We start from the raw sequence: 25,237 nt of genomic DNA, 5'->3' as shown, positions 1-25,237 counted from the left end.
GTTCAGGGGAAACGGGTCGCGGTGGCGATCGACGCGGCGCCGGCCAGGAAGGTGAGGAGCATCGCGATGCCGGCGAAGCGGGACGTGATCTCCTTGTCCTGCTTGTCGTAGCCCACCGACGAGCCGATGTCCTTGTACACGTCGTCGAGCTGACCGGCCGACTGCGCGGTGTAAGCGTGGCCGCCGGTGATGCCGGCGATCTCTTCCATTTCACCGCGATCCGGTGGTACGCGCTGGCGGATCCCGTCCATCTCGATGTACCCGGAGTCGGTGCCGAAGGTGATCGTGTACACGGGAACGTTCTTCGCCTTCGCGGCGGCCGCCGCCTCCTGGATCGTGCGGCCGACCGTCCGTTTGCCGTCCGATTCGAGTACGATCCGGGCCGGCGCGGGCTCGGTCGGATGGTCGGGATCCGGCGCTACCTGCGTGATCGCCTGCAGCGCCGCGAAGATGCCTTCGCCGGTACCGGTCGACTCGGCCAGTTGAAGACCGTCGATCGAGCGCATCACGACGGCCCGGTCGGTGGTCGGCGGTACGACGATGGTGGCCGTACCGGCGAATGCGACCAGGGCGACGTTGAACTTCTTCGGCAGCCGGCTGATGAAGCTCTTCGCCGACTTCTTCGCGGCCTCGAGCCGGCTCGGTTCGATGTCGTTCGCCATCATCGACAGCGACACGTCGATGGTCATCACGATCGTGGCGCGTTCCCGCGGTACCTTCACCACGCTGCTCGGCCGCGCGAACGCGACCACCGACGACGCGGCCGCGAGCAGTACGAGCCCGACCGTGAGATGCCGCCGCCACTGCGGCCGGCGCGGTACGACCCGGTCGATCAGCGCGATGTTGGTGAACCGCGCGGCGTACGTCGCGCGGCGCCGGCGCATCACCAGGTACGCGGCGACGGCCGCCGGGACAAGCACCAGCAGCCACAGACGCCCAGGGTCCAGGAAGCTCATCGCACGCGGCCACCGCTGCTGGTGCCCGCCACGATCATGTCGGCATTCCGCGACCGCGACTCATGGTCTTGCCACTGTAACCCCGCCACGCACGCAGGCGAGACTGCCGGTTTTCAGCCTCCTCTAAGCTCCCATCAGGCCGGCTGATCGACGCAGGCTCTGTCGCCACCGCAACTGGGCCGGTACGCCGAAGGGGGTACTGGCGTTACCTGGACCAGCAGGGACTCCCGCCGGACCGGATGCAGGCGTTGACTGAAACTCATGAAGAAGCTTTCGAAGCAGGCGACGGGTAAGGGGCCGGCGGATTGGTTCACCGGTGAGGTGTGGTTCGACGAGATCTACCGCGGTGACGAGCCGTCTCGAGCGCGGGTGAACTCGGTGCATTTCACACCGGGCGGCCACACGGCCTGGCACATGCACACCAACGGGCAGACGCTGCACGTCACCGAAGGTGTCGGCCTGGTGCAGGCGCGTGGCGGCGAGGTGATCGTCATGCGCCCCGGTGACACCGTGCACACCCCGCCCGGTGAGTGGCACTGGCACGGCGCGACGCGTACGGACTTCATGACCCACCTGGCGATCTGGGACGGCACCGGCGACCCGGACGTACCCGAAACCACCTGGGGCGAGCACGTGACGGACGCCGAGTACGACGCGGCGAACGGGAATGGATGAGGTCGCGCTTGCGTGGGTACTGAAGAACCCGACTGTGGTTGTGCCTATCGTTGGTGCCACCAAGGAACATCAGCTGGCCGATGCCGCTGCCGCGCTGGATGTCACCCTGACCGATGCTGAAAGCAACATTCTCGAAGGCGTGTACGAACCGCGCCTCCCGACCGGATATTGAGGAATTCTGATGCGTGCCACTTACATGTACGGTGCCGGTGACGTTCGTGTGATCGACGTGCCGGACCCGATCATCAAAGAGCCGACCGACGCGATTGTCCGGGTCGTCCGGGCCTGTGTCTGCGGGTCGGATCTGCACCCGTACCACTCGATGCCCGTGACGCCCGGTGGGAGCTCGATCGGGCATGAGTTCGTCGGCGTCGTGGAAGACACCGGCGCCGAGGTCAGCTCGGTGAAGGCGGGCGACTTCGTGATCGCGCCGTTCGCATGGTCCGACGGTACCTGCGACTTCTGCCGTGAAGGTCTGCAGACCTCGTGCCGCCACGGCGGGTTCTGGAACTCCGGCGAGGTTGGGGGTGGGCAGGCCGAGGCGGTGCGCGTGCCGCTCGCCGACGGGACGCTGGTCGCGGTTCCGGTTGCGGAGGACAGCCCGCTGGTCCCGTCGCTGCTGACGCTGTCGGACGTGTACGGGACGGGGTACCACGCCGCGATCAAGGCGCACGTCAACCCGCGTACGTCGGTAACTGTGGTCGGGGACGGGGCGGTCGGGCTGCTTGCTGTGCTGGCGGCGCGGCAGCTTGGTGCGGAGCAGATCGTCTTGATGGGGCGGCACGCTGCCCGTACTGACCTTGGCCGTGAGTTCGGTGCGTCGGACGTTGTGGCCGAGCGGGGCGAGGAGGGCATTACTCGCGTCCGTGAGCTGACCGGTGGTGACGGTACGCATGTGGTGCTGGAAGCCGTTGGGCACATGCCGGCGTACGAGCAGGCGGTCGGCGTGGTGCGTGCGGGCGGTGTGATCAGCCGGGTCGGCGTACCGCAGTACGACGACGCGCCGGTCGGGTTTCCGAGTCTGTTCGGGCCGAACATCACGCTCACGGGCGGGCCGGCGCCGGCGCGGGCGTACATCGAGACGCTGCTACCGGGCGTACTCGACGGCAGCGTGAACCCGGGGCGGGTCTTCGACCTGGAACTTCCGCTGGCCGACATCGCCGACGCCTACCGCGCAATGGACAACCGCGAGTCCCTGAAGGTACTCATCCGCCCCTGACCGCGCCGCGGCTCAGGCGCGGGCGCCGATCCTCACCCTCCCAGCCAAGTGCGGTCAGGCGCCTGCGCGGGCGCCGATCCTCACCCTCCCGGCCAAGTGCGGTCAGGCGCCTGCGCGGGCGCCGAGGGTGGCTTTGGCCTTGTCGGCGGCGGCCCCCATGGCGCCCTCGAGGTCGTCCGGGACACCGGCGACGACGGTCACGGCCAGCAGGACGTCGTCGACGCCGGTCGTGGACATGGTGATCTCCAGCCCGTCGAGCGACCCGCCGCTGGCGCTGAACCGCACCGCGACCGGATCAGTCCCGGCCTTCGGCGCCGACACCTCGCGTACGGTGATGGTCGACCGTCCTTGACCGGCAATCGCCAGCGACATCGTCCGGCACCCGGTGATCGCCTTCTTGAACGACTGCTGGAAGGCACCAACCGCGGCCTTCGAACCGAGCGCATCAAGGCTCTCGTCGATGAACGGCCCCTGCTCACCCCCGGAGTACGACCGCCCGGCGGACGCCTTGGAGCCGGGCAGGGTGTCGGCGTTGGTCAGCATCACCAGCCGCGCGCACCGCGGGTCCTTCGACGAGACCTTCACATCGGAACCGTCGCCACCGGTATCGGTGTCGATCGCGAACCCGGCCGGCAGATCGGTCAGCGCGAGCAGAGCCTTGGTCAACTCGGCCGCGGTACGCGTCGGCAGTTTCGGCGCCGTGGCCGAAGGGCTGGGCGGCGGCGTCACGACGCTAGGAGTTGACGAGGTGGAAGGCGTGCTGGGCGTGGGGGAGGAGCTGCTCGGAGCCGCCCCGCCGCCGGCCGCATCGGTCGACTCCTTGCCGGAACCACCTGAGCAACCACTGACGACCAGCACCACGGCCGCACCGGCAACGGCAACAGAACGACGGAAGTTCGACATCTTCGGCTCCTCAGGTCTTCTCGGGCAGGTGACAGCACATCGCCGACCAGACTTCCCGGCACACCTGAAAGCACCGCCCCGTGCGGGTACTTGTCCGGTAAATCGCGGTGCCGCGTGCCCGCGTTACAGCAGTCACCAGATCGTGATCTCCGCCCGCGGCCGCGTACGCCGTGGGTGCTGCCAGGTGTTTGCGGCGACGCGGAGTAAGGTTTCGGTCTTATGCCTGCTCCTCGTACGCGTCGTCCGCGCCCGCCCGACATGATCATCCCGGAGGGAGCGCGCTCGGTGTTCACCGACGGCGCCTGCTCCGGCAACCCGGGCCCCGGTGGCTGGGCGTGGGCGCTGTCGAAGACCGAGTACGCCTCCGGTCACGAGGCCGTCTCGACGAACCAGCGCATGGAGATCCGCGCCGCGCTCGAGGCCGTCCGCGCGAACGACGGCCCGCTCCTGGTCGTCTCGGACTCCACCTACGTCGTCAACTGCTTCCGCGACCGCTGGCACGCGGGCTGGCTCGAACGCGGCTGGCTCACCTCGGCCAAAAAACCAGTCGCCAACCGCGACCTCTGGGAACCCCTCGTCGACCTGGTAACCATTCGCGGAGACGTCGCCTTCCAATGGGTAAAAGGCCACTCCGGCCACGAAATGAACGATTTCGTCGACAAACTGGCCGTCGCCGCCTGCCTCGGCCAGGACTGAGATTGGGAAACTGCTTTCACAGGCTATTGGCCAGCTTTCAAGCGGTCAAGATGCTGTGAATGCGCGGCTTTTGAATTGCGGCCGGTCAGGCTGGGTGGGTGGAGGGCCCGAGGGCGAGGGTTGGGGTGGTGAGGTGTTCGCCGGAGGTGTGGTCGGTGGTGGTCAGGCTGGTGGCGCCGAGGCGGCCCAGTTCCATCAGTTCGAGGTCGACCGAGGTCAGTTGGCGGGAGCCGGCCTGGTCGACGACCGTGCCTTCCCAGTTGTCGACGCCGATCAGCGCGAGGTCGTCGGGGATGCGGAGGCCGGCCGCCGCGCAGGTCTCCATTGCGCCGAGGGCGAGGTGATCGTTCGCGCAGAACACGGCGTCGAACTCCGCGCCTGATTGCAACAGCTCCGCCATCGCCGCCGCGCCGCGCACCCTGGTCCAGTCGCTGTGGATCACCGGTCCGACGGGCTCCAGGCCGGCGGCGGTGAGGGCGTCCAGCATGCCTGCTTGCCGGCGCTCGGCCGCGATGCTGCGCTCGGGTCCGCCGAGGTGCGCGATCCGGGTGTTTCCCGTGTCGATCAGGTGCTGCGTCGCCATCCGGCCGGCGCCGCGATTGTCGGGCAGGTACATCACGTCGCCCGGGTCGCGGGACGCGGTGAAGATGTACGTGACGGGTACGTCGAAGTAATGCGTGAGTGACGGCGACGTGTGTTCGTGGCCGTCGCCGATGACGAGCAGGCCGTCGATCCGCCGCGCCCGCAGCTCGCGGATGCTGGCGGACATCGCCTTGCTCTCCTGCACGTCGCCGTCGTAGACGAGCGCGGCCTGATTCTGCGCGCCGAGCTGCACAATCGCCCCCATCGCGACCGGGCGGGCGAACGTGTTCTTCGCGCGATGGGTGAGGACGCCGATGGTGCCGCTGCGGCCGGACGCGAACGACCGGGCGAGCGCGTCCGGCCGGAAGTCGAGCCGCTCGGCGGCGGCCCGGACCCGCTCCCGGGTGGCCGCCGAGATCCGGGTGTTGCCGTTCAGCGCCTTGGACGCGGTGGCCAGCGAAACGCCCGCGACGGCGGCGACGTCGCTCAGGCGGGCGGCTTTCTCTCTCGGCACCGGAAAAGCATATCTCCGCTGCCGAGGTCTTGACGCGACACCCGAACAGAACACATGCTTCCGGCGCAGGTGTGAAACCGCTTTACCACTGCCTCGACTTTGCTCCAGCTCGCCGAAAGCACCTGAGCCCGAGAGAGGAAGCACGTCATGATCCAGCGCCGAACATTCCTCAAGCTCACCGCGGGAGCGGCCGCCGCCTCCGCCGTACCCATCTCCGCACTCACCGCGCTGCCCGCCTCCGCCGCCACCACGCTGACCGCGTGGGGCGTCTGCGGCCATCCACCGTCGATCGACGACACCTCGTACCCGGCCGCCGGCGTCTGGGATCAGCTCGCGCTCGCCGCCTCCCTCGGCGTCGGGTACTACCGCGTGGACTTCATGATCCCGACCCAGGACGAGGCGTCGACGGACTGGAGCTGGTACGACGCGGTGGTCTCCGCCGCACGCGCCAACGGCATCGCGCTGATGGCGATCCTCACCGTTCCGGACGCGATCGCCGACGCCGACAACGGCTGGATCCAGAGCCAGGTGTCGATGCTGGTCACCCGGTACGCGGGCCAGATCCCGCTGTACCAGCTCCAGAACGAAATGGACGGCGTCTGCATCAACGGACCGGGTGTCGACGGCTCCTCGATCAACGACTACAACCCCGCCGTGTACGGACCGGTGCGCGACCGGATGCGGGCGATCGGCGCTGGGGTACGGGCGTCCGACTCGCAGGCCGGGCGCGTCGTCAACATCACCTGGAAGCACACCGGCTTCCTCCAGTTGCTCAACAATGACGGCCTCGCGTACGAGATCAACGGACTGGACTGGTACTGGGGGATGGACGACCTGATCGCCGTCCTCGAGGTGATCAACCGGTTCCAGCAGCGCGAAATCCTGCTCACCGAGCTGAACCTCGCCGACGGGACCCAGTCGGCGTCCGAGGCGGAGCAGGCCGACTACATCGCGAACGCGGTGCAGACGCTGCGGGCGTCCGCGCCGGACAAGGTGCATGGCGTGTACGTGTACGAGCTGCTCGATCAACCCGCTTGGGACGACTCCCAGGCGCACTACGGCCTGGTGAACGTGAACCCCGACGGGAGTTGGGGCGATCAGAAGCAGGCCTTCGGCACCTTCCGCCAGCTCATCGCGGGCTGATCGTGTCCCGGATGAACCGTCGATCGAACCGTAGATCCAACCGAGTCGGAGAAACGCAATGAAACGGAGAACGTTCCTCAGCGTCGGCGCCGCGACCGTGGGCGCAGCAACCGTCGGAGCGGCGACGACCGGTGCCGGGCCGGCCGGTGCCGCGCTCGCGTCCGGGGCCTCACTCGCGTCCGGGGCCTCACTCGCCGCTGCGACGCCGCAGCAGGCCTTGGCCGCCTCCAATGTCTTCGTCACGCCTGCAGTACCGCGCCTCGTGGTCCCGCAGGCGAAGCCGGGGGAGCGGATCGCCATCACCGTGACAGCGCCGGGTGGTGACCGGGCCTGGACGGGGTCCGCGCGGGCATCGTCCGGCGTGACCACCGTCGTCGTACCGGTCGGTCCCGGGTACTACGACGTCGCCTTCGAGCTCCCCGGGCGTACGGTGACTGATTCGTTCTGCGTTCTCAGCAAGATCGCGGGCGTCGTCCCCGGGCTCGGAGTGAACACCCACTTCGGCTTCGGTCCCGATCCCTGGGAGCCGAACGTGCTCGCGCCGATGGTCGCGGCGGCCGGCATCGCGACCGTCCGCGACACCCAGGAATGGTGGGGCGCTGAGACTGCCAAGGGCACGTACGACTTCACTCTGTACAACACGTACCACGACGTACTGGTCAAGAACGGCCTCACCGATCTGCCGGTGCTGAGTTTCAACAATGCGCTCTACGACGGCGGCGCGACGCCGTACACGGATGCGGGTCGCGCCGGTTTCGCGCAGTACGCGGTCGAGCTGGTGAAGCAGAACCCGAACGTTGCCGCGGTCGAGGTGTTCAACGAGTTCAACATCCCGACTTTTGGTGCTCGTGGCAACAGTCCGGCGAACTGCCAGCCGGACTACTACTTCAAGTTGCTGCAGGCAACTGTCACTGAGCTGCGGAAGCACTATCCGGGGCTCAAGTACGTGGCGCCCGCGACGGCCGGCGTACCGCTCGACTGGATGAAGGTGGTCTTCGACAGCGGTGGCCTGGACTACATCGACGGCGTTTCGATCCACCCGTACAACTACCCGGCGTCGCCTGATTCGCTGGCGCAGCAGGTCCGGAGCGTGGCCGCGCTGATCCAGTCGTACGGTGTCCGGCGCGACATCTGGATTTCCGAGCTCGGGTGGCCGGCTGGTACGGCGCATCTTGCTGTTGATACCCGGTCGCAGGCCGCTTACGCGGTGCAGGGTGCCGCGGCCGCGTACGCCGCTGGGGTGACGGACTTCTATTGGTACGACTTCATGAACGATGGCACGAACCCGGGCGAGACCGAGCAGAACTTCGGCCTGGTGACGATGGTTTCGGGTGGTGCGAGCCGGCCGAAGCCCGCTTACGTCTCGTACGCCAACCTTGCTCGGCAGCTTTCCGGGGCGGCGCGCGGGCACAAGCCGACCGGGCTGGCCCAGGACTCGCCGGCCGCTGGGGTGTCGCGGGTGATCATCCCGGACGGTGCGGCGAGGACTTGGATGCTTTGGGCCTCGACTCCGACGCCGTTCGCGGTAACTACGGGTCGGTCGGCGACCTTCACCGACACCTACGGCGAAGCTACGCGAGTGGATGGCACGAACGTCTTCTCCGTGACGGTTGGCAAGGAGCCCGTCTACCTCTCGACGGCGGGTGCGATTGCGGTAGCGCCGGCGGTGCGGCATCAGTTGACGGCGAAGGAAGCCAAGCGCGGTGAGGATCTCACGGCGGTGTGGATTGTTGACAATACTACGGGGACACGCCGGGCGTCGGCTCAGCTGGTGAGCTCGCGGAAGGTGGTTGCCTCGGTCAACGTTCCGGCCGGGGCGAAGAAGAGCGTGGACGTCTCGTTCGGAGCGGCGGCCGCGGTGGGTTGGCGTACGGTGCATGCTTCCGTCACCGAAGGGGACGCGGTGGTCGGCAAGCTGGTCGCCGACTACCAGGTTGCCGAGCCGCTCTCGCTCGCGGTGCAGCATGTGCTGAAGGACGGGTCGGATCAACTGCGCATCCGGGTCTCGAACGACAGCAGCGCGGCACAGACGGCATCGATCGCTTGGACGGTGGGCTCGGCTCAGGGCTCCGCGTCCGCGGTTTCGATCGCAGCCGGTGCGGTCGATGAACGGTTCATCAGCCTGGCTGAGGTGGCCAGCGGGACTTCGTACGACGTGACTGCGACGTTGAGCGACGGTACGCCGTTGAACGCCGCCGGGAAGGTGGTGATTGTCGCGGCCTCCGAGCTGTATCACGCGGCGAACAAGACAATCGCGATCAACGGGGTCAACCAGTTGGCCGGCACGACGCCGACGGGTACGTCGAGTCAGGGCACTGTCGTCGTCACCGGCTACAACGGGCCGCAGGACCTGTCCTTTGATCTGTGGGTCACGCATGACGCGGACAAGCTGTACTTGACGGTCGCCGTGACCGATGACGTGTTGCACGCGACGGCCGGCGGGGATCAGATCTGGCAGAACGATTCGCTGCAGTTCTCGGTCAGCTCGGGTACGCCGGGCGAGGCGCAGAGCTGGAACGAGATCGGTGCGTCGCTTGTCGGCACGGACGTCGACACTTGGCGCTGGTCGGGTCCGGCAACCGGTGCATTGCCGGCCGGGGACGCTGCGATTGTGCGGAGCGGTACCACCACTACGTACACAACTGGTGTCAGCTGGGCTGATCTCGGGATTGATCCGACCGGGAATCTGATCAGCGTCTCGATGCTCGTCAACGACAACGACGGCCAGGGCCGCAAGGGTTACATCGAATGGGGTTCCGGGATCGGCAACGGAAAGGACTCGGCGCTCTTCAAGGCCTTCACGCTCGACGCCTGACATCGAGCCGCGGGCGAGTGGACAGTTGCCACTCGCCCCGCGCGGGCTGGTGAGGATTGTCACCGGCTGACGGGTCGCCGGTCTCCTATAATTGGTCGTGGGACCTGGTTACCGGGTCCGCGGACGAGGGAGCCGTACCCGCCCACGACAAGACGGCCACGAAGAGGTGGTCGCAATGGCATGGCTGATCCTTGTCCTGGCCGGAATCCTGGAATCCGTCTGGGCAACGGCATTATCGGAATCAAAGGGCCTCACCCGCGTACGCCCCGCACTGCTCTTCGTGGTGTCGCTGACGTTGTCGATGGCCGGCTTGGCGTGGGCGATGAAGACGCTGCCCACCGGCACGTCGTACGCGGTCTGGGTAGGCATCGGCGCCACCCTGACCCTGCTCTGGGGCTTCAAAACCGGCAAGGACCGAGCGACCTGGACAAAGTCCCTGCTGCTGGTCCTGTTGGTCGGCTCGATCATCGGCCTCAAGGTGGTGAGCTGACATGCCGTGGCTCGTCCTCGTCATCAGCGCGGTCTTCGAATCCGTCTGGGCCACCGCCCTGGGCGAGTCAGCCGGCCTGACCCGCCTGACCCCGACCGTCATCTTCTTCATCGCTCTGACGATCAGCATGGCCGGCCTGGGCTGGTCCGCCAAGCACATCCCCATCGGCACCGCGTACGCCACCTGGGTCGGCCTGGGCGCCGCCCTGACTGTCCTCTACGCAACCCTCGCCAACGGAGAACCGATCTCCGCCCTCAAGATCCTCTTCCTCACCGGCATCATCGCAGCAGTCATCGGCCTGAAACTGGTCCGCACTGAGTGACCCGGGTGTCCGGCAGACTACTGTGGGTGCTGAAGAAGCTCAGTGGGGTTGGGGTGAGCGCGATCGGGATGGTGACGACGGTGATCGCGCCAAGGGAGTTTCTGCTGACGGCAGTGGTGTTCCTGGTCGGCGGTCTGTTGCTGCTGGCCGAGGCCGCGTTCGGGTCCGGGGACAACCAGTCGGTCAGCCTTGCCGCGCTGGTTGCTGCCGCGGGCGTCGGAGCAGGGCAGTACGTGAAGTCGGGTTGGCTCGTCGACCTCCTGGCCGCGGGGCGGATACCGATCGTGGTGGTCGGAGCGATCGGTGCAGTGGTGCTGAGCGTGGCGGCGTTCCGGCGCCGTCCGCCACCGCGGTACGACCCACGTGATCTGCGGGGGGTCTGAATCATGGACACTCCGTCGACGGTGCTTCAGGTCGCGTTGCTGATCCTGTTCGTCCTGCCGGGGATCAGCTATCAGTTCGTCCGGGAGCGACTGCGCGGCGCGGTCGCGGGCGAGCGGCAAGTGGGCGAGCGCGTACTGCGGGCAGTGACCGCCTCGATCCTGCTCGACTCCCTGTACGCCGTGATCGCGGGCCCGGCACTGGTCAGGGTCGTGCACCGCGATGACGTATCCGGCTGGGACGCGGTCAGGCAGCAACCACGACTCGTTGGCCTGCTGGCCCTGGTGCTGTTCATCGTCATACCGTCCGCGGCCGCGTTGCTGGTCTCCTTGTGGCAGCGCCGCCGGTTGAACGCGGCCTACCGCAGTACGCCCACGGCCTGGGACCACATGTTCCGCAGCAGTAGATCGTGCTTCGTCCGTGCCCGGCTGAAGGACGGTACGTGGGTCGGCGGATGGTACGGCGGACGCTCGTACGCGTCGTCGTACCCGGAACCGGCCGAGGTGTTCCTGGAGTCCGCCTGGCGGATGAACCCGGACGGAAGTTTCGCGAGCCGGATCGCCGGCACCGCGGGCCTGTATGTGCGGACGGCCGACACTGATGTGATCGAGCTGCTCACGGCGCCCAGTCCAGCGGCCAGTTCGGAGGACAACTGATGCCAGACCTGACCCCGGACCTGACACCGGCCGAACGCGAGCTGCTGGAGAATCCCGGCCGGGTGCGCGGTTACACCCCAACCGATGGAGCCGCCGAACCGACGACCGCGCCGTCCGACCCCGCGAGCACGTCGCCGGCCAAGGACGATCAGGACCCGACGTGAACGTGACCCGCCCACAGCGCAGGCAGGTTCGGGTACTTCTCCCGAGCCGCGCGTGTCGACTCGTGGACCGCGAGCGCTGCCTGGGTACCCGCGCCGCCGCGTACAGAGCGGTCGAGGTGCTGATAGACGTCGGCCGCGAAGCCGGCGGCGACCTTGTCGAGCAAGGGCCACAGCGACGCGATGACCTGCGCGAACCCGGCGAGCTGGAACGACGACGCCAAGTGGATCGCTTCGTCGGCAAGCGCAGCGGGCGGTTGCGCCGTCGTACACGAGGAGAGGAACGCGAGCTCGGCGTCGGGTAGCTCCAGCCGGGAGATGTCCAGGACGGTCATCGGTTCGGCCGCGTGATCGTGCAGCAGCAGCCGGCCGCGCGACGGGGCATCCGAGTCCATTTGAGCGTGACACGCGAAGTGCACCCAGTCGTGGTTGGGCAGCCGCCCGAGTACCTCGCGACGCGTCGCCTGCCTGTCCTCGATCAGCTGCCGGTCCGGGAAGTACTGGTGTACGGCCTTCGCCTCGGTCAACGCTGATTCCAGCGGGTCCGCGCCTGGCGTGGTCGTCATCGCGACCACCAAGGGGCGTGGGCGCCGCGCCGGGTTGCGCTTGGTCCGCGCCTGGGCAAGGGCCCGCACCGTTGGGGCGTACGAGGAGACTGCCCGATCGAGCAAGGTTCTGGGTACGGCGAGGCCGGACTCGTGGTGATAGCCGGCGGCGTGGATCGGAAGCAGCGCGAGCGCTCCGGTGGGTATCCACCAGACTCGCTGCCAGCCCGCGCCCGGCGCGGGGCGCTGCAACGCCAACGCGTCCGCAACAGGCTCGGCCAGCGCATCCCACATCCACGCCAGGACGGCGCTGACGTCCTGCTGGCGATCGGGGCTGAGAAGATGCGCGGGGTCGACCGCGGCGGCGAGCTTCCGGACCTGCTCCGCCACGACGCTGGCGCCCGCGCCGGGAAGTTCGAGGGTACGGACGCCGCTTGTCGTCGCGATGATCGCGTCCGACCGGTACCGGCTGACATTGAGGTAGACGATGGGGCCTTGACGGGCTTGGGCCAGCACCGCCGCGGTGTCCGTCGGGCGGGCGAAGTCGCCCAATCCGGGCTCGGCCCGGACCCGGCTCAGGACGTCTTCCCACGCCGCCAGCGCCGCCCGCCGCGATTCCCGGGCCGCCTCACGCTGCGACCCGCCCGCCGCGGCACCGATCGACTCGGTGCGGTCCGGTTCGGCCTCCAAGGCCTTGCGCGCACGTTCGAATTCCCACGCGAGACCTGGGTTCCGGGCCCGGAGAGCCGGCACGTCGCTGCGGCCTTCGATGCCGCGGGCCAGCAGGATGCCGCGGCCCTGCTCCAACAGGTCGACCGCCTTGCCGGGTTTGCCGTCGGCGATCGCACACGAGGCGGCCGTCGTGGCGATGCCACTCCACTGCCCGAGCCGGTGTTCCTGGTCCGCGCGGCGCAGGTCGGGAGCCGCGACCCGGGGGAGGAGGTCGATCACCACGTCCAGCGCGCGGACGGCGTCGGCGTACGCGCCGTCGGCAGCGGCCAGCTCACTCCAGGCCAGACCGGCGGACACCCGAGCGGTGGTTGCGGCGGTGGTCATGGTCGCGGCCTCGCGCAACAACCGCGCGGCTCGCTCGCGGTCGATGATCACCGACGCGCCGGCACCACCGAGGGCGAGACCCAGATCGACGAGATGGCCCGCGCGCGCCGGGTCATCGGCCGGCAGTCCAAGCAGGGCCCGCTCGGAGACGGCGATCGCCTCGATCCGGGCGACGTCGTCGCCGGCTTCGTACCGGAACCGCAAAGCAGCGGCTAGGCTGCGGCGGCTTCGTCCGTACAGGCGGTAGCCCGGCTCGACGTTCCGGACGGCTTCCCGGCCGGCCGCGAGCGCCGCGTCGAGGTCCGACCGACTGCCGGTGTGGCCGAATCGCCGCGTCCGGAGCGAGCACAGCATCGTCAGGTCGCCGACCCGCACGGTCGGCTTGGAGCCCTCGCGGCCGGCCGCGACGAGAGTTTCCACGGTGCGGATTGCTTCGTCGAGCGAATCGAGTTGGCGGCGGCGTTCGTACAAGCCGGCGAGGGCGGCGGCCAGCTCCGTGCCGGCCCGGACCTGATCCGCTGTGGTACGGGCGAGCTCGACGGCGTGCCGGCACAGGTCGACCGCCTCGAGCAGATCGTCCTCGTCGCCGAAGTCGTCGTACCGGATGCGCAGACCGGCCGCGAGTTCGCTGACCACGGCGGCGCGGCGGGGGTCGACGGCGGGCGCGGTACGCAGAGCCTCGCGACCCACTTCGATCGCCTCGGTCAGGTCGGCGGCGGTGCCGAGACGCTCGTACCGGCCGCGCAGCGCCGTTGCGAGATTCGTGGCATAGAGGCTGCGATGCGGCCAGGCGGCACCGGCCAGCCAGGCTGTCCGGAGCTCGTCGATCCCGCGGTCGAGTCGGCCGACGTCGCTGGTGCGGTCGAAGTTGCGCAGCCGGTAGCGGCCTTCGAGATTCGCCTGCACGGCGCGGTCAGGGTCCGCGTCAGGATTCTCCCGCAGCATGCGCATCAGCTGAACGGAGCGGATGACCACCATCGTGCTTCCGGCCACCAGCAGGTACGACCCGGCCGACCGCTGCCACGACGTGAGCGCGCCGTCGGGGGCGTTGGTGTTGAGCCCGATGATCACCAGGCCGCCGGCCATCAGACCCATGGTCCGGCTCCGCGGAGCGATGTGCCGGTCCGGAATCAGCCCGAACACCACGACCATCAGCCCGGCTGCGAGATAGACGACACTCCAGCCGGTCACCATGACCAAACCCTACGGCGTCGTCGCGGCCTTCGCTCAGGTGCTTGACAGGTTCGAGTCCCTAGCCTTCGGGATCATGCATACGCGAGTGTTTTCGGCGCCGAAGGTTCCGGCCGTCTTTCTGATGTTCTGGGTTGTGAAGTTGTTGACCACCGGGATCGGAGAAACCGGGTCGGACTTTCTGGGGACGGTCAGTATTCCGCTGGCCGCGCTGGTGGGGGTCGGGAGTTTCGGGGTCGCGCTGTACCTGCAGCTGAAGGCCGATGCGTACCATCCGGTGCGCTACTGGGTGACCGTACTGACCGTCGCGGTGTTCGGGACGATGGTTGCCGATGGGCCGCACCTTGTGCTCGGCACGCCGTACTGGGTGGACTCCATCGGGTACCTCGCGCTGCTGTGCGGTCTGCTGATGTGGTGGCGGCGGAGTGAAGGCACGATCTCGGTGCATTCGATCACCACCGCGCGGCGGGAGCGGTTCTACTGGGGTGTTGTCCTGCTGACCTTCGGCCTGGGCACGGCCGTCGGCGACGCCACCGCGATCGACTTCGGCCTCGGCTTCACCTGGTCAATCGTTCTCTTCGCGGTCCTGATCCTCGTACCCCTCGGCCTGCGAAAGCTCGGCCTGAACGTAACAATCGCCTTCTGGGCGTCGTACGTCCTGACCCGCCCCCTCGGCGCCTCAATCGCCGACTGGTTCGGCAAGCCCCTCCACACCGGCGGCCTCGGCTGGGGCACCGGCCCAGTCACCGCCATCGGCCTACTGCTCTTCGCCGCCCTCGTCACCTACCTCGCCCGAACCCACAACGACGTCGACCACGCCGCCGTACACAACCGCTCAGCCACCAACGACCTCACCGTCGACGCCCGAGCCTAATTCCGGACCGGACCAGTAAAGGTGGAGCCTTTTCCTGGAATAGCGCGAGAAAGGCTCCTGGCCGGTGCGGAAAGGGCTTCCTGCGACGAGGCGGTGGTGTGCGGGCGAACAGGAGGTGTGGGTTGGGTGGGTAGTGCACTTGAGCGTGAAGGGGCCGGGGTGTACGGCGTCTCGGGGGTGCACTACCTGTCGAGCTGCCGGTTGTCCGTACGGCAGCACGCTGCGGGTACGGCGCCAAAGCAACCCATACGCCAAGTACATCCCCATCAACACAACCTGGACCATCCCAGTCTCCTAGCCGCAAGCGGACGACTGGACAGCGTGAAGCCAGGGAGCGTCACTGACCCTGGTGGCCAGATGCCAGCAATCGGCGGAGGGTTGCGCCGTAGATGTTGGTTTGGGCGGTGGGTGGCAGGGTTTGTAGTGGCGGGAGGGCGATGGTCTGTTGGTATGTCATGTGGGCGAGGGCGGGGGAGAAGTCGCTGCCCCAGATCAATCGGTCGGTGCCGACGGACTCGAGTAGCCAGTGCATCCAGGCCGAACTTGCCGTGTGCGGGTCCTGGTCGCAGGGGCGCGCGCAGGCGTACGTGCCGGACAGCTTGATCCAGCAAGGGTGGTTGAGGACGAGGTCGCGGGTGGCGGCGAGGCGGGCGGAGTCCGGGGCCGGGGCCACGCCTGGCAAGCCCAGGTGGCCGAGCAAGATCCGCGCTCGCGGATGCCTTCCGGCCAGCTCGGCGATCGTGGCGTGAGTCGCTGCCGGTGCGTTGATGCTCAGGATCGAGCGGCGCGCATCGGCCAACGCGAAGATCTCGTTTGCCCAACCCATCCAGCCGGTCGACGCACATCGGCTGGGCTCGACGTACAGCGAGATGCCCTCGTAGCCGCGGTCCAGCAGTGCGGCTGCTCGATCGGAGTTCGTGGACTCATCGACGTACATGACCGGATGCAGCCAGCTTCGACCGGCGGCCAGCCCCAGGATGTACGCGTTGTTGCCCGCGAACCTCGGATCACCTTCAAAGCCGATCACGAGCGCGTCCTCGATGCCGTACGTGGACCTCAGACCCTCGTACTGGGCCAACTCGCCTTCCGGGTGACGTTCACGCAGCTCCAAGCTGAACGAGTCGGCGAAGAGATGGATGTGGGCATCGGCCAGTGGCGGCTGAGACTGCGCGTGGTTCATCATCAAGACCCGCCCGTCGAGGTCGATTGCCTGGTTCCGCCTGGCGGATCTCATCATGGCCCAGGTCAGGCGATGCCGGCGTGGTCGACCCACGCCGGCAACCTGGTGATGATCAGGACGGGCCGACCCAGCTTTGGTTGCGGGTGCCTACGCAGTCGTAGATTTGGAGTTGGCGGCCGTTGGTGAAGTCGGCTTCGGGGAGGTCGAGGCAGCGGCCGGCGGCCTGGTTGACGAGGGCGCCGAAGTTGGCTCGGTGCCATTTCTGGTTGGTGCCGCCGGTGCAGGTCGCGACGCGTACCAGCGAGAAGTTCGCCGTCTGGCCGGACGGGACCTCCATGCAGACTCCTCCGGTTGTCAGCTGCCCGAGGCTGTCCAGGGTCCAGGTCTGGTTGGAGTTCGCCAGGCAGGACCACAACTGCACTCGGCCGCTGGCAACGTCGCGGTCGACGCACGTGTCTTGGCGGGTGGTCGACGCGATGGCGCCGGCGGGCGCTGAGCCCTCGGGCGCGGGTGTCCAGGTCGAGCCGATGGGGGAGAAGGTGAGTGAGGTGAGGGTGACGGCACCACCGACCGCGTAGACGCGGAGCCCGAGGCTGCCGGGGGAGGAGTTGAACGCGACGTTGTCGCTGATCACGGTCTTGCCCTCGTTGCCGAAGACTTCCAGCTGGCCGCGGTCCACGAGGAGCCGGATCGTCACCTGGTTGGAAATCGGTGGCATCGAGGTGCCGTACAAGGTCTGCGCCGCGACGCCGTACGCGACTGTGCGATCGCTCGATCCGTCCGAGCGTACGTGCAGGCGGAAGCCGAACTCCGACGCCGTCGCTCCGGTCAGATCGAACCGGGCGGTGAGCTCGTAGGTGTCGGCCGAGACACCGCTGAGTGGATCGGTTGCCGGATCAGTGGTGATCGAGCGCGTACCCCAGGTCTGGGTCGACGTACGGATGGTGGAGATTTCGCTGACCGGATTTCGGGTCAGGCGGAGGCCCTCCGGATAGGTCTTCAGGGCGAGCTCGACCGGGAAGGACGCGTTGCCGGTCCAGGTCACGCCGGCGTTGCTCGGTTGCCACGCCACTTGCACCACCCGTCCGTTCGGCAGCTGGTTGAACGTCTGCGGCGCGTACCAGGTGGACGGCGGAAAGGCGGCGCCGGAGACACCCCACTCCATCCGCTGCTGGGTGGCCGAGTCCGCGACGAAGAGTCCGTTCGCGTCGAGTGCGCCGATGACGTACTCGCCACTCGCATCTTGCAGGACCCACTTCTTGTTGTTGGTGTTCCCATCGACCGGTAGCTGATAGAGGTCGGGGCATTCGACGAACCAGCCGGCCGCGTACACACCTCGGTAGGTCCAGTTGAGCAGGTTCGTCGAGGTGTAGAAGGCGGCGCCAGTACCGGCGCGGAACGTGATGAGCTCCCAGCGGTTGTGCTGCGGATCCCACTGCACCTTCGGGTCGCGGCTCTCGACCGGATCGGTGATCACCTTCGCGCCGCTGTTGTACATCTGGAACGTCTTCGGCGCGTCGGTCGAGTACGCGATGCTGACGCCGTCGGTGTTGGTGAACAACAGGATCGGATCGTCGGACCCGGTCTTCAGGCCGGTCACATTGTTCACGTCGACCCAGCCGGAGCCGGACCAGAGATTGCCGCTCTGTACGCCCGGTTCGAGCGAGATCGGTTGCTGCGTCCAGTGCACCAGGTCCGTACTGGTCGCGTGCCCCCAATGCACCGCGGCGTCCCAGCCGAGTCCGTGTGGATTGTGCTGGAAGAACAGGTGGTACACGCCGCGGTAGTACAGCGGAGCGTTGATGTCGTTCATGAATCCGTTCTGCGGACTGAAGTGGAACTGGCCGCGGAACGGTTCGGTGTAGTCGGTAGCGGCGTACGGGTACTCCGGATAGTCGGAGGGTGAGCCGGCCACGGCGGCCGGAACCGCCGTGAGACCGGTGAAGGCGAGCACCCAGGCCAGAAACGACGCGACCCGGATCACGGCGTCGCCCGGAACCCGTACGTCGCTCCGGTCAGCGCCTGGAACTCGGCCGACGTGCCGCAGTCCAGGACCTTCGTGTTGACCGTCGATCCATCGAGGACCACGGTGCGTACGGCGACGTTGGCGGCCGTGTGATTGGTCGCGACGTAATTGTTGCTGCCCGACTTCACCAGCACCATCGTCGGCGTCGCCCCGGCCGGTTTGATGTTCGCGGTCGGGACGTCGTACGAGAAGTGATTGCCGACCACGGTGTTTCCGCTGCCGTTGAGCTGCACCAGGCCGAACAGATCGTCGAGCCCGTTGTTGAAACCGGTCATCGCGGGGAACGACTCGGCGACCCGGAGGAAATGGTTCGACCCGATCAGGTTGTTGTGGCAGGCCCCTTCCATCTGGATCATCCCGGGATAGAACGCGTGCAGGCGGTTCGCGCTGATGGTGTTGTTCGTGGAGTTCTTCAGGTGTACGGAGCTCTTGCCCCGCGGGAAGATGTTGTTGCCGGAGACGATGAGGCCGAAGTGGTTCTCCGCGAAGATCGAGAAACCCACGTAACCGGCGCCGATCATGTTGTCGTTGACCATGCAGGCCTGTCCGGAGCTGACCAATTCGATGCAACTGCCGTTCTCGCAGAGGAAATTGCCCTGGATGTGCAGCGCGTCGGCGTCGGTGATCACGATGCCGCGCTCCAGGTACACCATCCCCAGGCCGCGAATCCGCAGCGAGTCGGTGGCTGTGGTCGAGCGGATGCCGATCTTGCCGTTGAGGTAGCTGTTCTGGTTCGGGGTGAACGAGATGCCGTCCAAGCAGAAGTCCAGGAGTTCGATCGAGCTGAGCCGCGGATCGCCGCTGCGGCTGATCAGGATCGCCTCGGCGTTCCCGTCGGTGTTCTCGACCCGGATCCGGCTGCCGCCCGGCCAGAGCTCGTGCCAGCTCGAGGTGTTGCCGGCGTTGTACCGGATGCTCGACGACGTGAAACCGTGCCCGGACCCCTTGATCTGCAGGTAGCTGAGGTCGATCACGATCCGGGTCTTCAGCGAGTAGTCGCCCGGCGGGATGTAGATGACCGCTCCGGGCTTGGAGGCCTGGGACGGCTGGTTCGTCTTGATGTCGGCGATGATGCTGTTCACGATCGCGCCGATGTCGGTGTACGCGGTGGTCGACGGGCTGCCGGGGATGGTCCAGGTGGTGACGTCATAGATCGTCGAGGGCATGAACGTTCTCGTTTCTCTGAGGTGTGAGCGGTGGTCGGTCAGAGCACGCCGAGGAGCGTGTTGTGCGGTCGCGGTGCCGGGGTCACGACGACGGCCGCGGACGCCGGCGTACGCGAATGCTGGAGGTAGCCCGCGGTGACGGCCGCGGCCGCGGCGGCCAGGAAGACCCGGCGGGGCAGGCGTGAATCCGGGGGAGTGGAGGAGGTCATGACGGCTCCTTCGCGAGATGCCAAAAGGTTTTGGCAGAGCGGAATTGATCCGAAGGTAGAACCGCGCCCAGACGGCGGCAAGATCGCCGCGACTGCCAAACGTTTTGGCAGCTGTTTGGCAGAAGTTTGGCGTTGACCGGCCCGCTCCGGCTGGTCAACATTGCTGCCAAGACGTTTTGCCAAAACGTTTAATCACAAGTCTTGAACGGAGTCGGAGCATGAAGCTTCGCAGCACCAGCGGTCGTCTCCGGACCGCGCTGGCCGGTCTCGCGGTCGCCTCGAGTCTGATCCTGGCCGGCTGTGGCGCCGGCGGAACCTCGGCGGGCACCACCGGCAAGCTCACCGTCCTGGTCGAAGGTGGCGGCAAGGCTGAGCTCCAGCCGATCGCCGACCTCTACCAGCAGCAGACCGGTACGACGGTCGAACTGGTCGAACTGCCCTACGACGGTCTCTACGACCGGATCCAGACCGAGCTCGGCGCGGGCAAGACGTCGTTCGACGTCGCGGCCCTCGACGCCATCTGGCTGAGCGCCTTCTCGGGCGGCATGTCGCCGCTCGACGGGCTCTTCACCGACGACGTGAAGCGCGACCTGTTCCCGGGCCTGGTGACCGAGGCGCAGGTCAACGGGTCGTACGTCGGTATGCCGGCCTGGACGAACTCCGAAATTCTGTACTACCGCACCGACCTTTTCGGCGATCCGAAGGAGAAGGCCACGTTCCAGGCGAAGTACGGGTACCCGCTCGTACCGCCGACCACCTGGAAGCAGTACAAGGACGTCGCCGAGTTCTTCACCCGCGACACCAACGGCGACGGCCAAACCGACCTGTACGGCACCGACGTGAAGGGTGCGGTCGAGACCGAGTGGCTGGCCACGGTTTCGCAGACCGGCGAGAAGAAGATGGTGCTCGATCCGAAGAGCGGCGAGGTCACCATCGACGACGCCGATCACCTGGCGGCGCTGAACTTCTACACCAGTTTGTTGCCGTACGCACCGCCCGGCGCCGCGCAGCTCGACTGGGCCGGCGCGCAGAACCTGTTCTACCAGGGGAAGCTCGCGATGATGCGCTTCTGGGGCCACGCGTACACGCAGACTCCGGCCACCGCCAAGGTGAAAGGCAAGATCGGCGTCGCGCCGATGATCGCCGGTCGTGGCGGCATCGCGGGCGTGCCGGGCGCTTGGTACCTGTCGGTGCCCAAGGCAACCACCAAGCAGGACGAGGCGAAGAAGTTCATCGCCTTCGCGTACGAGCACAACGATCTTTCCATCAAGACGTCTTTGGGTTTGGTCGCCCGGGTCTCCGCGTTCGAATCGCAAGCCGGCGTCGCCGGGCACGAGAACTACCCGGCCATCCTCACGACCCTGAAGTCGCCCGCCACGATCGCGCGGCCGGCCACCCCGAAGTGGCAGGAGATCGTCACCTCGGTGCTGACGCCGATGCTGCAGAAGGCGGTCGCCAAGCCCGCCGACAATGCGGCGCTGCTGAAACAGGCGAAGGCTCAGATCCAGGCGATCGTCAAGTAGAAGGACATTCCTGTGCGCCTTACCGACCGCCGGTTCGCACTCGTACTGATCGCGCCGGCCGCCTTGTTCCTGGCCGCCTTCGTGGCGTGGCCCTTGTTCCGATTCATCAGCGACGCGTTCTACGAAATCTCGCCGATCGCGGGCGGCCCGCGGAAGTTCGTGGGGCTGGAGAATTTCTCGGCCGCTTTCGGTTCCGCGGCGTTCCAGGGCGCGGCGCTGCGGACGATTGTCTACACGGTCATCGTGGTCGCGCTCGAATTCACCTTCGGGCTTGCCGTGGCGCTGGTCTTCTCGGCGCTCGGCAACCGGTCGGCCGTGTTCCGGACCGTCTTCATGTATCCACTCATGGTCGCCCCGGTGGTTGCGGGACTGCTGTGGAGATTCCTGCTCATCGACAACTTCGGCATTCTCAACGAATTGCTGCGACGAGTCGGTGTGCTGCACAGTACGGATCAGATCAGCTGGCTGAGCAATCCGAAGATCGCGTTGTTTTCGGTGGCATTACCGGACATTTGGCTGACGACGTCGTTCATCACGCTGGTGTTGTTCGCCGGGCTCCAGAACGTACCGGGTGAGGTCATCGAAGCGGCTCGGATCGACGGAGTACGGTTCCCGACACTGCTCTTCCGGATCATCCTGCCGTTGCTGCGACCGGTGATCGCGGTGGCGTTGATCGTCCGCGGCATCGATGCGGCGCGTGCGTTCGACATCATCCTGATTCAAACCAACGGCGGGCCACAGGACAGTACGACGACGCTCAGTCTGCTGATCTACCGGACGATGACGCGCAACGGCGATCCGGGTCTGGCCAGCGCGATGGGCACGGTGTACCTGATCGTGATGCTCGCGGTGGCCGCGGTCGCGATCTTCGCGCTCTGGCGGCCAGGGGGTGAGGAGGCATGAACGGCCTTGAAACCCGGCGCCGCCCGACGCGCGTCATCCTGTGGTGTGCGCTGGTCGCCGTGCTGGTGCTGTACGGATTCCCGTTCATCTACCTGCTGCTGACGTCCTTCAAGACGCCGCTCGACGCGATCGCCGTACCGCCGCAGGTGCTGCCGTCGCAGTGGACGCTCGACAACTACGTCGCCGCGCTCAGCAAAGAAGGCGTCGTCCCGGCGTTGATCAACAGCGTTGCGACCGCGGTGCTCAGTACGGCGTTCTCGCTCGTGCTGGGCGTACCGGCCGCGTACGCGATCACGCGCTTTCGGACACCGAGCGGGCGGATCTTCGTGGTTGCTGCGCTGATCACCCGGATGGTGCCGACGATCGCGGTCGGGGCGCCGCTGGTCGAGACGATGCGGCGGCTCGGGATCTCCGACACCACGATCGGACTGGCGATCGCCCACACCACGATCTCGCTGCCGCTGTCGATCTGGCTGATGTCGAGCTTCTTCGAGGCGGTACCGGTCGAGCTGGAAGAAGCGGCCAAGGTCGACGGCAGCGGCCGGTTGCAAGCGTTCCGGCACGTCGTCCTGCCGGTGGTGTCCGGCGGCTTGGCGGTGACGGCGATCTTCGCCTTCCTCGCGTCCTGGAACGAGTTCCTGTTCGCGTTGCTGCTCACGTCGGTGCGGGCGCAGACCACGCCGATCGTGATCGCCAACTTCCAGACCCAGTTCGGCCTCGACTGGGGCGGGATGACCGCGCTCTCGGCGGTCTACTCGGTCCCCGTCATCCTGCTCACCCTCGCACTCCAGCGGCACATCGTCGCCGGCCTGACCCTCGGCGCCGTCAAGGGCTGACCCCTCTAGTACACGGAGTAGATATGGAATTCTGGCAACCGAACAGCCCGCTCGGCGGACTGGCCCACGTGAAGCCGGGCCGGTCGCGACGCGAGTCGAGCTGGGACCGCACCGGCGGCAACCGGGACTTCGCGGTGGTTCCCGCGGGGGAGACCTTCGTGATCGCGGACATCGGCGGGGCCGGTCGGATCGAGCACATCTGGCTGACCACGCGGTGCTACTCGGAGAAGTACCTGCGCAAGCTTGTCATCGAGATGTTCTGGGACGGCGAGGAGAACCCGAGCGTACGCGCGCCGCTCGGCGACTTCTTCGGCGTCGGGCACGCCGTCGCGAAGCACTACGTCTCGCTTCCGCTGAACGCGGTGTTCGGTCCGCGGCGTGGTCCGAAGGGACCGTTCGCGGCGGCGATGAACTCGTACTTCCCGATGCCGTTCGGCAGTCATGCGAAGATCCAGATCCGCAACGAGAGCGATCAGCCGATCGAGAACCTCTTCTATTACGTCGATTACTCGTTGAGCACCGAGCCGATCCCGGACGACGTAGCACGGTTCCACGCGTACTACCGGCAGGAAACGCCGACCACCGCCGTACGCCACACGACTGATCTCGAGAACCCGGCGCCGTGGGATCTGCCGGGGACAAACCTGACCGGCGACGACAACTACGTGATCCTCGATGCGACTGGTAAAGGCCACTACGTTGGCTGTGTGCTCAGCATCGACAACTTCGACGCCTCCAACCAGGTGTTCACTTGGCCGGGGGAGGGCGACGACATGTTCTTCATTGACGGGGAGGTCTGGCCGCCGTCGCTGCACGGAACGGGTACCGAGGACTACTTCGGTGCTGCCTGGGGATTCCCGAGTGGGGAGTACGCGGGTCCGTACCACGGCATCACGCTCGGCGCGAGCCCGCAGGAGCACTTCGGCCTGTGGAGCATGTTCCGCTGGCACATCGAGGACCCGGTACGGTTCGAGAAGAGCCTGCGGGTGTCGATCGAGCACGGACACGCCAACGATCAGGGGAACGACTACTCGAGCGTCGCCTACTGGTACCAGTTGGGTGAGCACGCGCCGCACGCCGAGCTGCCACCGGTGGCGGAGCGGCTGCCGCGACGGTGGCCGGAGCACGGCCTCTGGGACGAGTAAATGCCTGACGAGGAGGTGGTCGTGCCGAAGGTGGGGATCCGCGACGTCGCGCGGGCCGCGGGCGTATCCGTCACGACGGTTTCGCACGTACTGAACGACACGCCGCACACCCGGACGAGCGAGGCGACGCGGGATCGGGTGCGATCGGTCGCGCGGGACCTCGGGTACACGCCGAACCGGCTCGCGCGCGGGCTGCGGACGCGGTCGTCGGACATGATCGGGTTGCTCACCGAGGAGATCGCGACCACCCCGCACGCGGGCCGGATCATCCTCGGCGCGCAGGAGGAAGCGAGCCGGCACAACCTCACGTTGGCGATCATCAACTCGCATCTCGACGCCGGCGCGGATGCCCGCCGAGCCGACGCCCGGGCGCTGATCGAGCGCCAGGTCGACGGCATCATCTACGCCACCGTCTTCCACCACGAGGTGTCGGTGCCGCGCGAGCTGCGCGCGGTGCCGGCGGTGTTGATAGGAGCACTGGACCGGCAGGGCGTCGTGCCTGCTGTACTGCCGGACGAGGCCAGTGGTGCGGCCGATCTCGTTGCCTTGCTGGTTGGTGCGGGGCATCGGCGGATCGCGTTCGCGGACTCGAGCATCGAGGTTCCGGCTACCCAGGGGCGTCTCGTCGGGTACCTCCGCGGTCTGGAGGACGCCGGCATTCCGCGCGATGACCGGCTGATCGCTTCAGGTGAATCGGAGGCCGCGGGCGGGTACGCGACCTGCCTGGAGCTGCTTGATCGGGCGGATCGGCCGACGGCGATCTTCTGTTACAACGACCGGATGGCGATGGGGGCGTACCGGGCGGCGCAGGAGCTCGGGTTGCGCGTACCGGATGACGTGTCGATCGTCGGCTTCGACGACCAGGCGCCGATCGCGGCGAGTGTGCACCCGGCGCTGACTACGGTCGCGTTGCCGCATTACGAGATGGGCGCTTGGGCGGTGGCTACGTTGACGCGGCTGATTCAGAGCAGCAGTACGTCGTGGTACCGCTCGACCCACCCGACGTTGCTGCCTTGCCCGGTCGTCGTTCGCGAATCGGTTGCCCCGAACAACAAGTGAGAAAGGCTGAC

At 67.2% G+C, this 25,237-nt stretch carries 25 protein-coding genes and 1 riboswitch; of the genes, 17 read left to right on the top strand and 8 right to left on the bottom strand.

Annotated features, from left to right (window positions below; all coding sequences use genetic code 11):
- Window positions 1-2: 2 nt before the first annotated feature.
- On the bottom strand, window positions 3-956 hold the full coding sequence (locus ABD260_RS23235; protein ID WP_344236261.1) for a VWA domain-containing protein: 954 nt from the start codon (window positions 954-956) through the stop codon (window positions 3-5).
- Window positions 957-1,217: 261 nt separating this feature from the next.
- Between ABD260_RS23235 and ABD260_RS23230 the strand changes: the two genes are divergently transcribed.
- The 3 genes from ABD260_RS23230 to ABD260_RS23220 are packed head-to-tail and all read left to right on the top strand — an operon-like array spanning window position 1,218 to window position 2,850.
- On the top strand, window positions 1,218-1,631 hold the full coding sequence (locus ABD260_RS23230; protein WP_344236259.1) for a (R)-mandelonitrile lyase: 414 nt from the start codon (window positions 1,218-1,220) through the stop codon (window positions 1,629-1,631).
- The gene (locus tag ABD260_RS23225; RefSeq protein WP_344236257.1) at window positions 1,624-1,803 is read left to right on the top strand and encodes an aldo/keto reductase; all 180 of its coding nucleotides are present in this window, start codon (window positions 1,624-1,626) and stop codon (window positions 1,801-1,803) included. The genes ABD260_RS23230 and ABD260_RS23225 overlap by 8 nt, the downstream gene beginning before the upstream one ends.
- Window positions 1,804-1,812: 9 nt before the next feature.
- Complete coding sequence (locus ABD260_RS23220) at window positions 1,813-2,850, top strand: zinc-binding dehydrogenase (protein WP_344236255.1); 1,038 nt, start codon at window positions 1,813-1,815, stop codon at window positions 2,848-2,850.
- Between the two features lie 102 nt (window positions 2,851-2,952).
- Here ABD260_RS23220 and ABD260_RS23215 read toward each other — a convergent pair whose 3' ends face one another.
- Entirely contained in the window at window positions 2,953-3,753 is an 801-nt protein-coding gene (locus ABD260_RS23215; RefSeq protein WP_344236253.1) for a hypothetical protein, read from the bottom strand.
- Between the two features lie 219 nt (window positions 3,754-3,972).
- On the opposite strand from ABD260_RS23215, the gene ABD260_RS23210 reads away from it, so the two are divergent.
- Window positions 3,973-4,449: a ribonuclease H family protein gene (locus ABD260_RS23210; RefSeq protein ID WP_344236251.1), complete on the top strand. Its 477-nt coding sequence runs from the start codon at window positions 3,973-3,975 to the stop codon at window positions 4,447-4,449.
- An 85-nt stretch (window positions 4,450-4,534) separates the two neighbouring features.
- On the opposite strand, the gene ABD260_RS23205 is transcribed toward ABD260_RS23210, so the two are convergent.
- The gene (locus ABD260_RS23205) at window positions 4,535-5,545 is read right to left on the bottom strand and encodes a LacI family DNA-binding transcriptional regulator (RefSeq protein ID WP_344236249.1); all 1,011 of its coding nucleotides are present in this window, start codon (window positions 5,543-5,545) and stop codon (window positions 4,535-4,537) included.
- Window positions 5,546-5,692: 147 nt separating this feature from the next.
- Here ABD260_RS23205 and ABD260_RS23200 point away from each other — a divergent pair, with 147 nt between their 5' ends.
- The 7 genes from ABD260_RS23200 (at window position 5,693) to ABD260_RS23170 (ending at window position 11,516) form a co-directional block, all read left to right on the top strand.
- On the top strand, window positions 5,693-6,688 hold the full coding sequence (locus ABD260_RS23200) for a twin-arginine translocation signal domain-containing protein (RefSeq protein WP_344236247.1): 996 nt from the start codon (window positions 5,693-5,695) through the stop codon (window positions 6,686-6,688).
- A gap of 58 nt (window positions 6,689-6,746) precedes the next feature.
- Window positions 6,747-9,503: a sugar-binding protein gene (locus ABD260_RS23195; RefSeq protein ID WP_344236245.1), complete on the top strand. Its 2,757-nt coding sequence runs from the start codon at window positions 6,747-6,749 to the stop codon at window positions 9,501-9,503.
- Window positions 9,504-9,600: 97 nt separating this feature from the next.
- A riboswitch (guanidine-III (ykkC-III) riboswitch) is annotated at window positions 9,601-9,666 on the top strand.
- 12 nt (window positions 9,667-9,678) lie between these two features.
- A complete protein-coding gene (locus ABD260_RS23190; RefSeq protein WP_344236243.1) occupies window positions 9,679-9,993 on the top strand; it encodes a DMT family transporter in 315 nt (104 codons plus the stop codon).
- A gap of 1 nt (window position 9,994) precedes the next feature.
- A complete protein-coding gene (locus ABD260_RS23185) occupies window positions 9,995-10,315 on the top strand; it encodes a DMT family transporter (RefSeq protein ID WP_344236241.1) in 321 nt (106 codons plus the stop codon).
- A gap of 26 nt (window positions 10,316-10,341) precedes the next feature.
- Window positions 10,342-10,698, top strand: a complete 357-nt coding sequence (locus ABD260_RS23180; protein WP_344236239.1) for a hypothetical protein — start codon at window positions 10,342-10,344, stop codon at window positions 10,696-10,698.
- 3 nt (window positions 10,699-10,701) lie between these two features.
- Window positions 10,702-11,352, top strand: a complete 651-nt coding sequence (locus ABD260_RS23175) for a DUF6338 family protein (RefSeq protein ID WP_344236237.1) — start codon at window positions 10,702-10,704, stop codon at window positions 11,350-11,352.
- Window positions 11,352-11,516: a hypothetical protein gene (locus tag ABD260_RS23170; protein ID WP_344236235.1), complete on the top strand. Its 165-nt coding sequence runs from the start codon at window positions 11,352-11,354 to the stop codon at window positions 11,514-11,516. Before ABD260_RS23175 ends, ABD260_RS23170 begins: the two co-directional genes overlap by 1 nt.
- On the opposite strand, the gene ABD260_RS23165 is transcribed toward ABD260_RS23170, so the two are convergent.
- Window positions 11,501-14,308 (bottom strand): CHAT domain-containing protein, encoded by a 2,808-nt coding sequence (locus ABD260_RS23165; RefSeq protein ID WP_344236233.1) that lies wholly within the window; start codon window positions 14,306-14,308, stop codon window positions 11,501-11,503. The two genes, ABD260_RS23170 and ABD260_RS23165, sit on opposite strands and share 16 nt — an antisense overlap.
- Between ABD260_RS23165 and ABD260_RS23160 the strand changes: the two genes are divergently transcribed.
- Window positions 14,307-15,179: a COG4705 family protein gene (locus tag ABD260_RS23160; protein ID WP_344236231.1), complete on the top strand. Its 873-nt coding sequence runs from the start codon at window positions 14,307-14,309 to the stop codon at window positions 15,177-15,179. The genes ABD260_RS23165 and ABD260_RS23160 overlap by 2 nt on opposite strands.
- Window positions 15,180-15,516: 337 nt before the next feature.
- On the opposite strand, the gene ABD260_RS23155 is transcribed toward ABD260_RS23160, so the two are convergent.
- Genes ABD260_RS23155 through ABD260_RS23140 form a run of 4 tightly spaced genes read right to left on the bottom strand, consistent with a single transcriptional unit; the run spans window position 15,517 to window position 19,760 of the window.
- On the bottom strand, window positions 15,517-16,452 hold the full coding sequence (locus ABD260_RS23155) for an amidohydrolase family protein (RefSeq protein ID WP_344236229.1): 936 nt from the start codon (window positions 16,450-16,452) through the stop codon (window positions 15,517-15,519).
- 19 nt (window positions 16,453-16,471) lie between these two features.
- Window positions 16,472-18,343 (bottom strand): ricin-type beta-trefoil lectin domain protein, encoded by a 1,872-nt coding sequence (locus tag ABD260_RS23150; RefSeq protein WP_344236227.1) that lies wholly within the window; start codon window positions 18,341-18,343, stop codon window positions 16,472-16,474.
- Window positions 18,340-19,551 (bottom strand): NosD domain-containing protein, encoded by a 1,212-nt coding sequence (locus ABD260_RS23145; protein WP_344236225.1) that lies wholly within the window; start codon window positions 19,549-19,551, stop codon window positions 18,340-18,342. The genes ABD260_RS23150 and ABD260_RS23145 overlap by 4 nt, the downstream gene beginning before the upstream one ends.
- 38 nt (window positions 19,552-19,589) lie before the next feature.
- Window positions 19,590-19,760, bottom strand: a complete 171-nt coding sequence (locus ABD260_RS23140; RefSeq protein WP_344236223.1) for a hypothetical protein — start codon at window positions 19,758-19,760, stop codon at window positions 19,590-19,592.
- Window positions 19,761-19,978: 218 nt separating this feature from the next.
- On the opposite strand from ABD260_RS23140, the gene ABD260_RS23135 reads away from it, so the two are divergent.
- From ABD260_RS23135 to ABD260_RS23115, 5 genes are read left to right on the top strand one after another with little or no spacing between them, the layout of a single operon-like run.
- Entirely contained in the window at window positions 19,979-21,283 is a 1,305-nt protein-coding gene (locus tag ABD260_RS23135) for an ABC transporter substrate-binding protein (RefSeq protein ID WP_344236221.1), read from the top strand.
- 12 nt (window positions 21,284-21,295) lie between these two features.
- Complete coding sequence (locus ABD260_RS23130) at window positions 21,296-22,186, top strand: carbohydrate ABC transporter permease (protein ID WP_344236219.1); 891 nt, start codon at window positions 21,296-21,298, stop codon at window positions 22,184-22,186.
- Window positions 22,183-23,022: a carbohydrate ABC transporter permease gene (locus ABD260_RS23125; protein WP_344236217.1), complete on the top strand. Its 840-nt coding sequence runs from the start codon at window positions 22,183-22,185 to the stop codon at window positions 23,020-23,022. The genes ABD260_RS23130 and ABD260_RS23125 overlap by 4 nt, the downstream gene beginning before the upstream one ends.
- A 23-nt stretch (window positions 23,023-23,045) precedes the next feature.
- A complete protein-coding gene (locus ABD260_RS23120; RefSeq protein WP_344236216.1) occupies window positions 23,046-24,167 on the top strand; it encodes a glycoside hydrolase family 172 protein in 1,122 nt (373 codons plus the stop codon).
- Window positions 24,168-25,226, top strand: a complete 1,059-nt coding sequence (locus tag ABD260_RS23115; RefSeq protein WP_344236214.1) for a LacI family DNA-binding transcriptional regulator — start codon at window positions 24,168-24,170, stop codon at window positions 25,224-25,226.
- The last annotated feature ends 11 nt before the right edge of the window (window positions 25,227-25,237 follow it).

Source organism: Kribbella hippodromi (assembly GCF_039531045.1).
Classification (GTDB): Bacteria; Actinomycetota; Actinomycetes; order Propionibacteriales; family Kribbellaceae; genus Kribbella; species Kribbella hippodromi.
Note: the sequence above shows the minus strand (reverse complement) of the source record. Positions and strands in the feature narration are given on the sequence as shown.

Bases quoted from the DNA above. Each gene is read 5' to 3' on its own strand.
- ABD260_RS23235 (WP_344236261.1), bottom strand. From the start codon at position 956: ATGAGCTTCCTGGACCCTGGGCGTCTGTGGCTGCTGGTGCTTGTCCCG.
- ABD260_RS23230 (WP_344236259.1), top strand. From the start codon at position 1,218: ATGAAGAAGCTTTCGAAGCAGGCGACGGGTAAGGGGCCGGCGGATTGG.
- ABD260_RS23225 (WP_344236257.1), top strand. From the start codon at position 1,624: ATGGATGAGGTCGCGCTTGCGTGGGTACTGAAGAACCCGACTGTGGTT.
- ABD260_RS23220 (WP_344236255.1), top strand. From the start codon at position 1,813: ATGCGTGCCACTTACATGTACGGTGCCGGTGACGTTCGTGTGATCGAC.
- ABD260_RS23215 (WP_344236253.1), bottom strand. From the start codon at position 3,753: ATGTCGAACTTCCGTCGTTCTGTTGCCGTTGCCGGTGCGGCCGTGGTG.
- ABD260_RS23210 (WP_344236251.1), top strand. From the start codon at position 3,973: ATGCCTGCTCCTCGTACGCGTCGTCCGCGCCCGCCCGACATGATCATC.
- ABD260_RS23200 (WP_344236247.1), top strand. From the start codon at position 5,693: ATGATCCAGCGCCGAACATTCCTCAAGCTCACCGCGGGAGCGGCCGCC.
- ABD260_RS23195 (WP_344236245.1), top strand. From the start codon at position 6,747: ATGAAACGGAGAACGTTCCTCAGCGTCGGCGCCGCGACCGTGGGCGCA.
- ABD260_RS23190 (WP_344236243.1), top strand. From the start codon at position 9,679: ATGGCATGGCTGATCCTTGTCCTGGCCGGAATCCTGGAATCCGTCTGG.
- ABD260_RS23185 (WP_344236241.1), top strand. From the start codon at position 9,995: ATGCCGTGGCTCGTCCTCGTCATCAGCGCGGTCTTCGAATCCGTCTGG.
- ABD260_RS23175 (WP_344236237.1), top strand. From the start codon at position 10,702: ATGGACACTCCGTCGACGGTGCTTCAGGTCGCGTTGCTGATCCTGTTC.
- ABD260_RS23170 (WP_344236235.1), top strand. From the start codon at position 11,352: ATGCCAGACCTGACCCCGGACCTGACACCGGCCGAACGCGAGCTGCTG.
- ABD260_RS23160 (WP_344236231.1), top strand. From the start codon at position 14,307: ATGACCAAACCCTACGGCGTCGTCGCGGCCTTCGCTCAGGTGCTTGAC.
- ABD260_RS23165 (WP_344236233.1), bottom strand. From the start codon at position 14,308: ATGGTGACCGGCTGGAGTGTCGTCTATCTCGCAGCCGGGCTGATGGTC.
- ABD260_RS23145 (WP_344236225.1), bottom strand. From the start codon at position 19,551: ATGCCCTCGACGATCTATGACGTCACCACCTGGACCATCCCCGGCAGC.
- ABD260_RS23140 (WP_344236223.1), bottom strand. From the start codon at position 19,760: ATGACCTCCTCCACTCCCCCGGATTCACGCCTGCCCCGCCGGGTCTTC.
- ABD260_RS23135 (WP_344236221.1), top strand. From the start codon at position 19,979: ATGAAGCTTCGCAGCACCAGCGGTCGTCTCCGGACCGCGCTGGCCGGT.
- ABD260_RS23125 (WP_344236217.1), top strand. From the start codon at position 22,183: ATGAACGGCCTTGAAACCCGGCGCCGCCCGACGCGCGTCATCCTGTGG.
- ABD260_RS23120 (WP_344236216.1), top strand. From the start codon at position 23,046: ATGGAATTCTGGCAACCGAACAGCCCGCTCGGCGGACTGGCCCACGTG.
- ABD260_RS23115 (WP_344236214.1), top strand. From the start codon at position 24,168: ATGCCTGACGAGGAGGTGGTCGTGCCGAAGGTGGGGATCCGCGACGTC.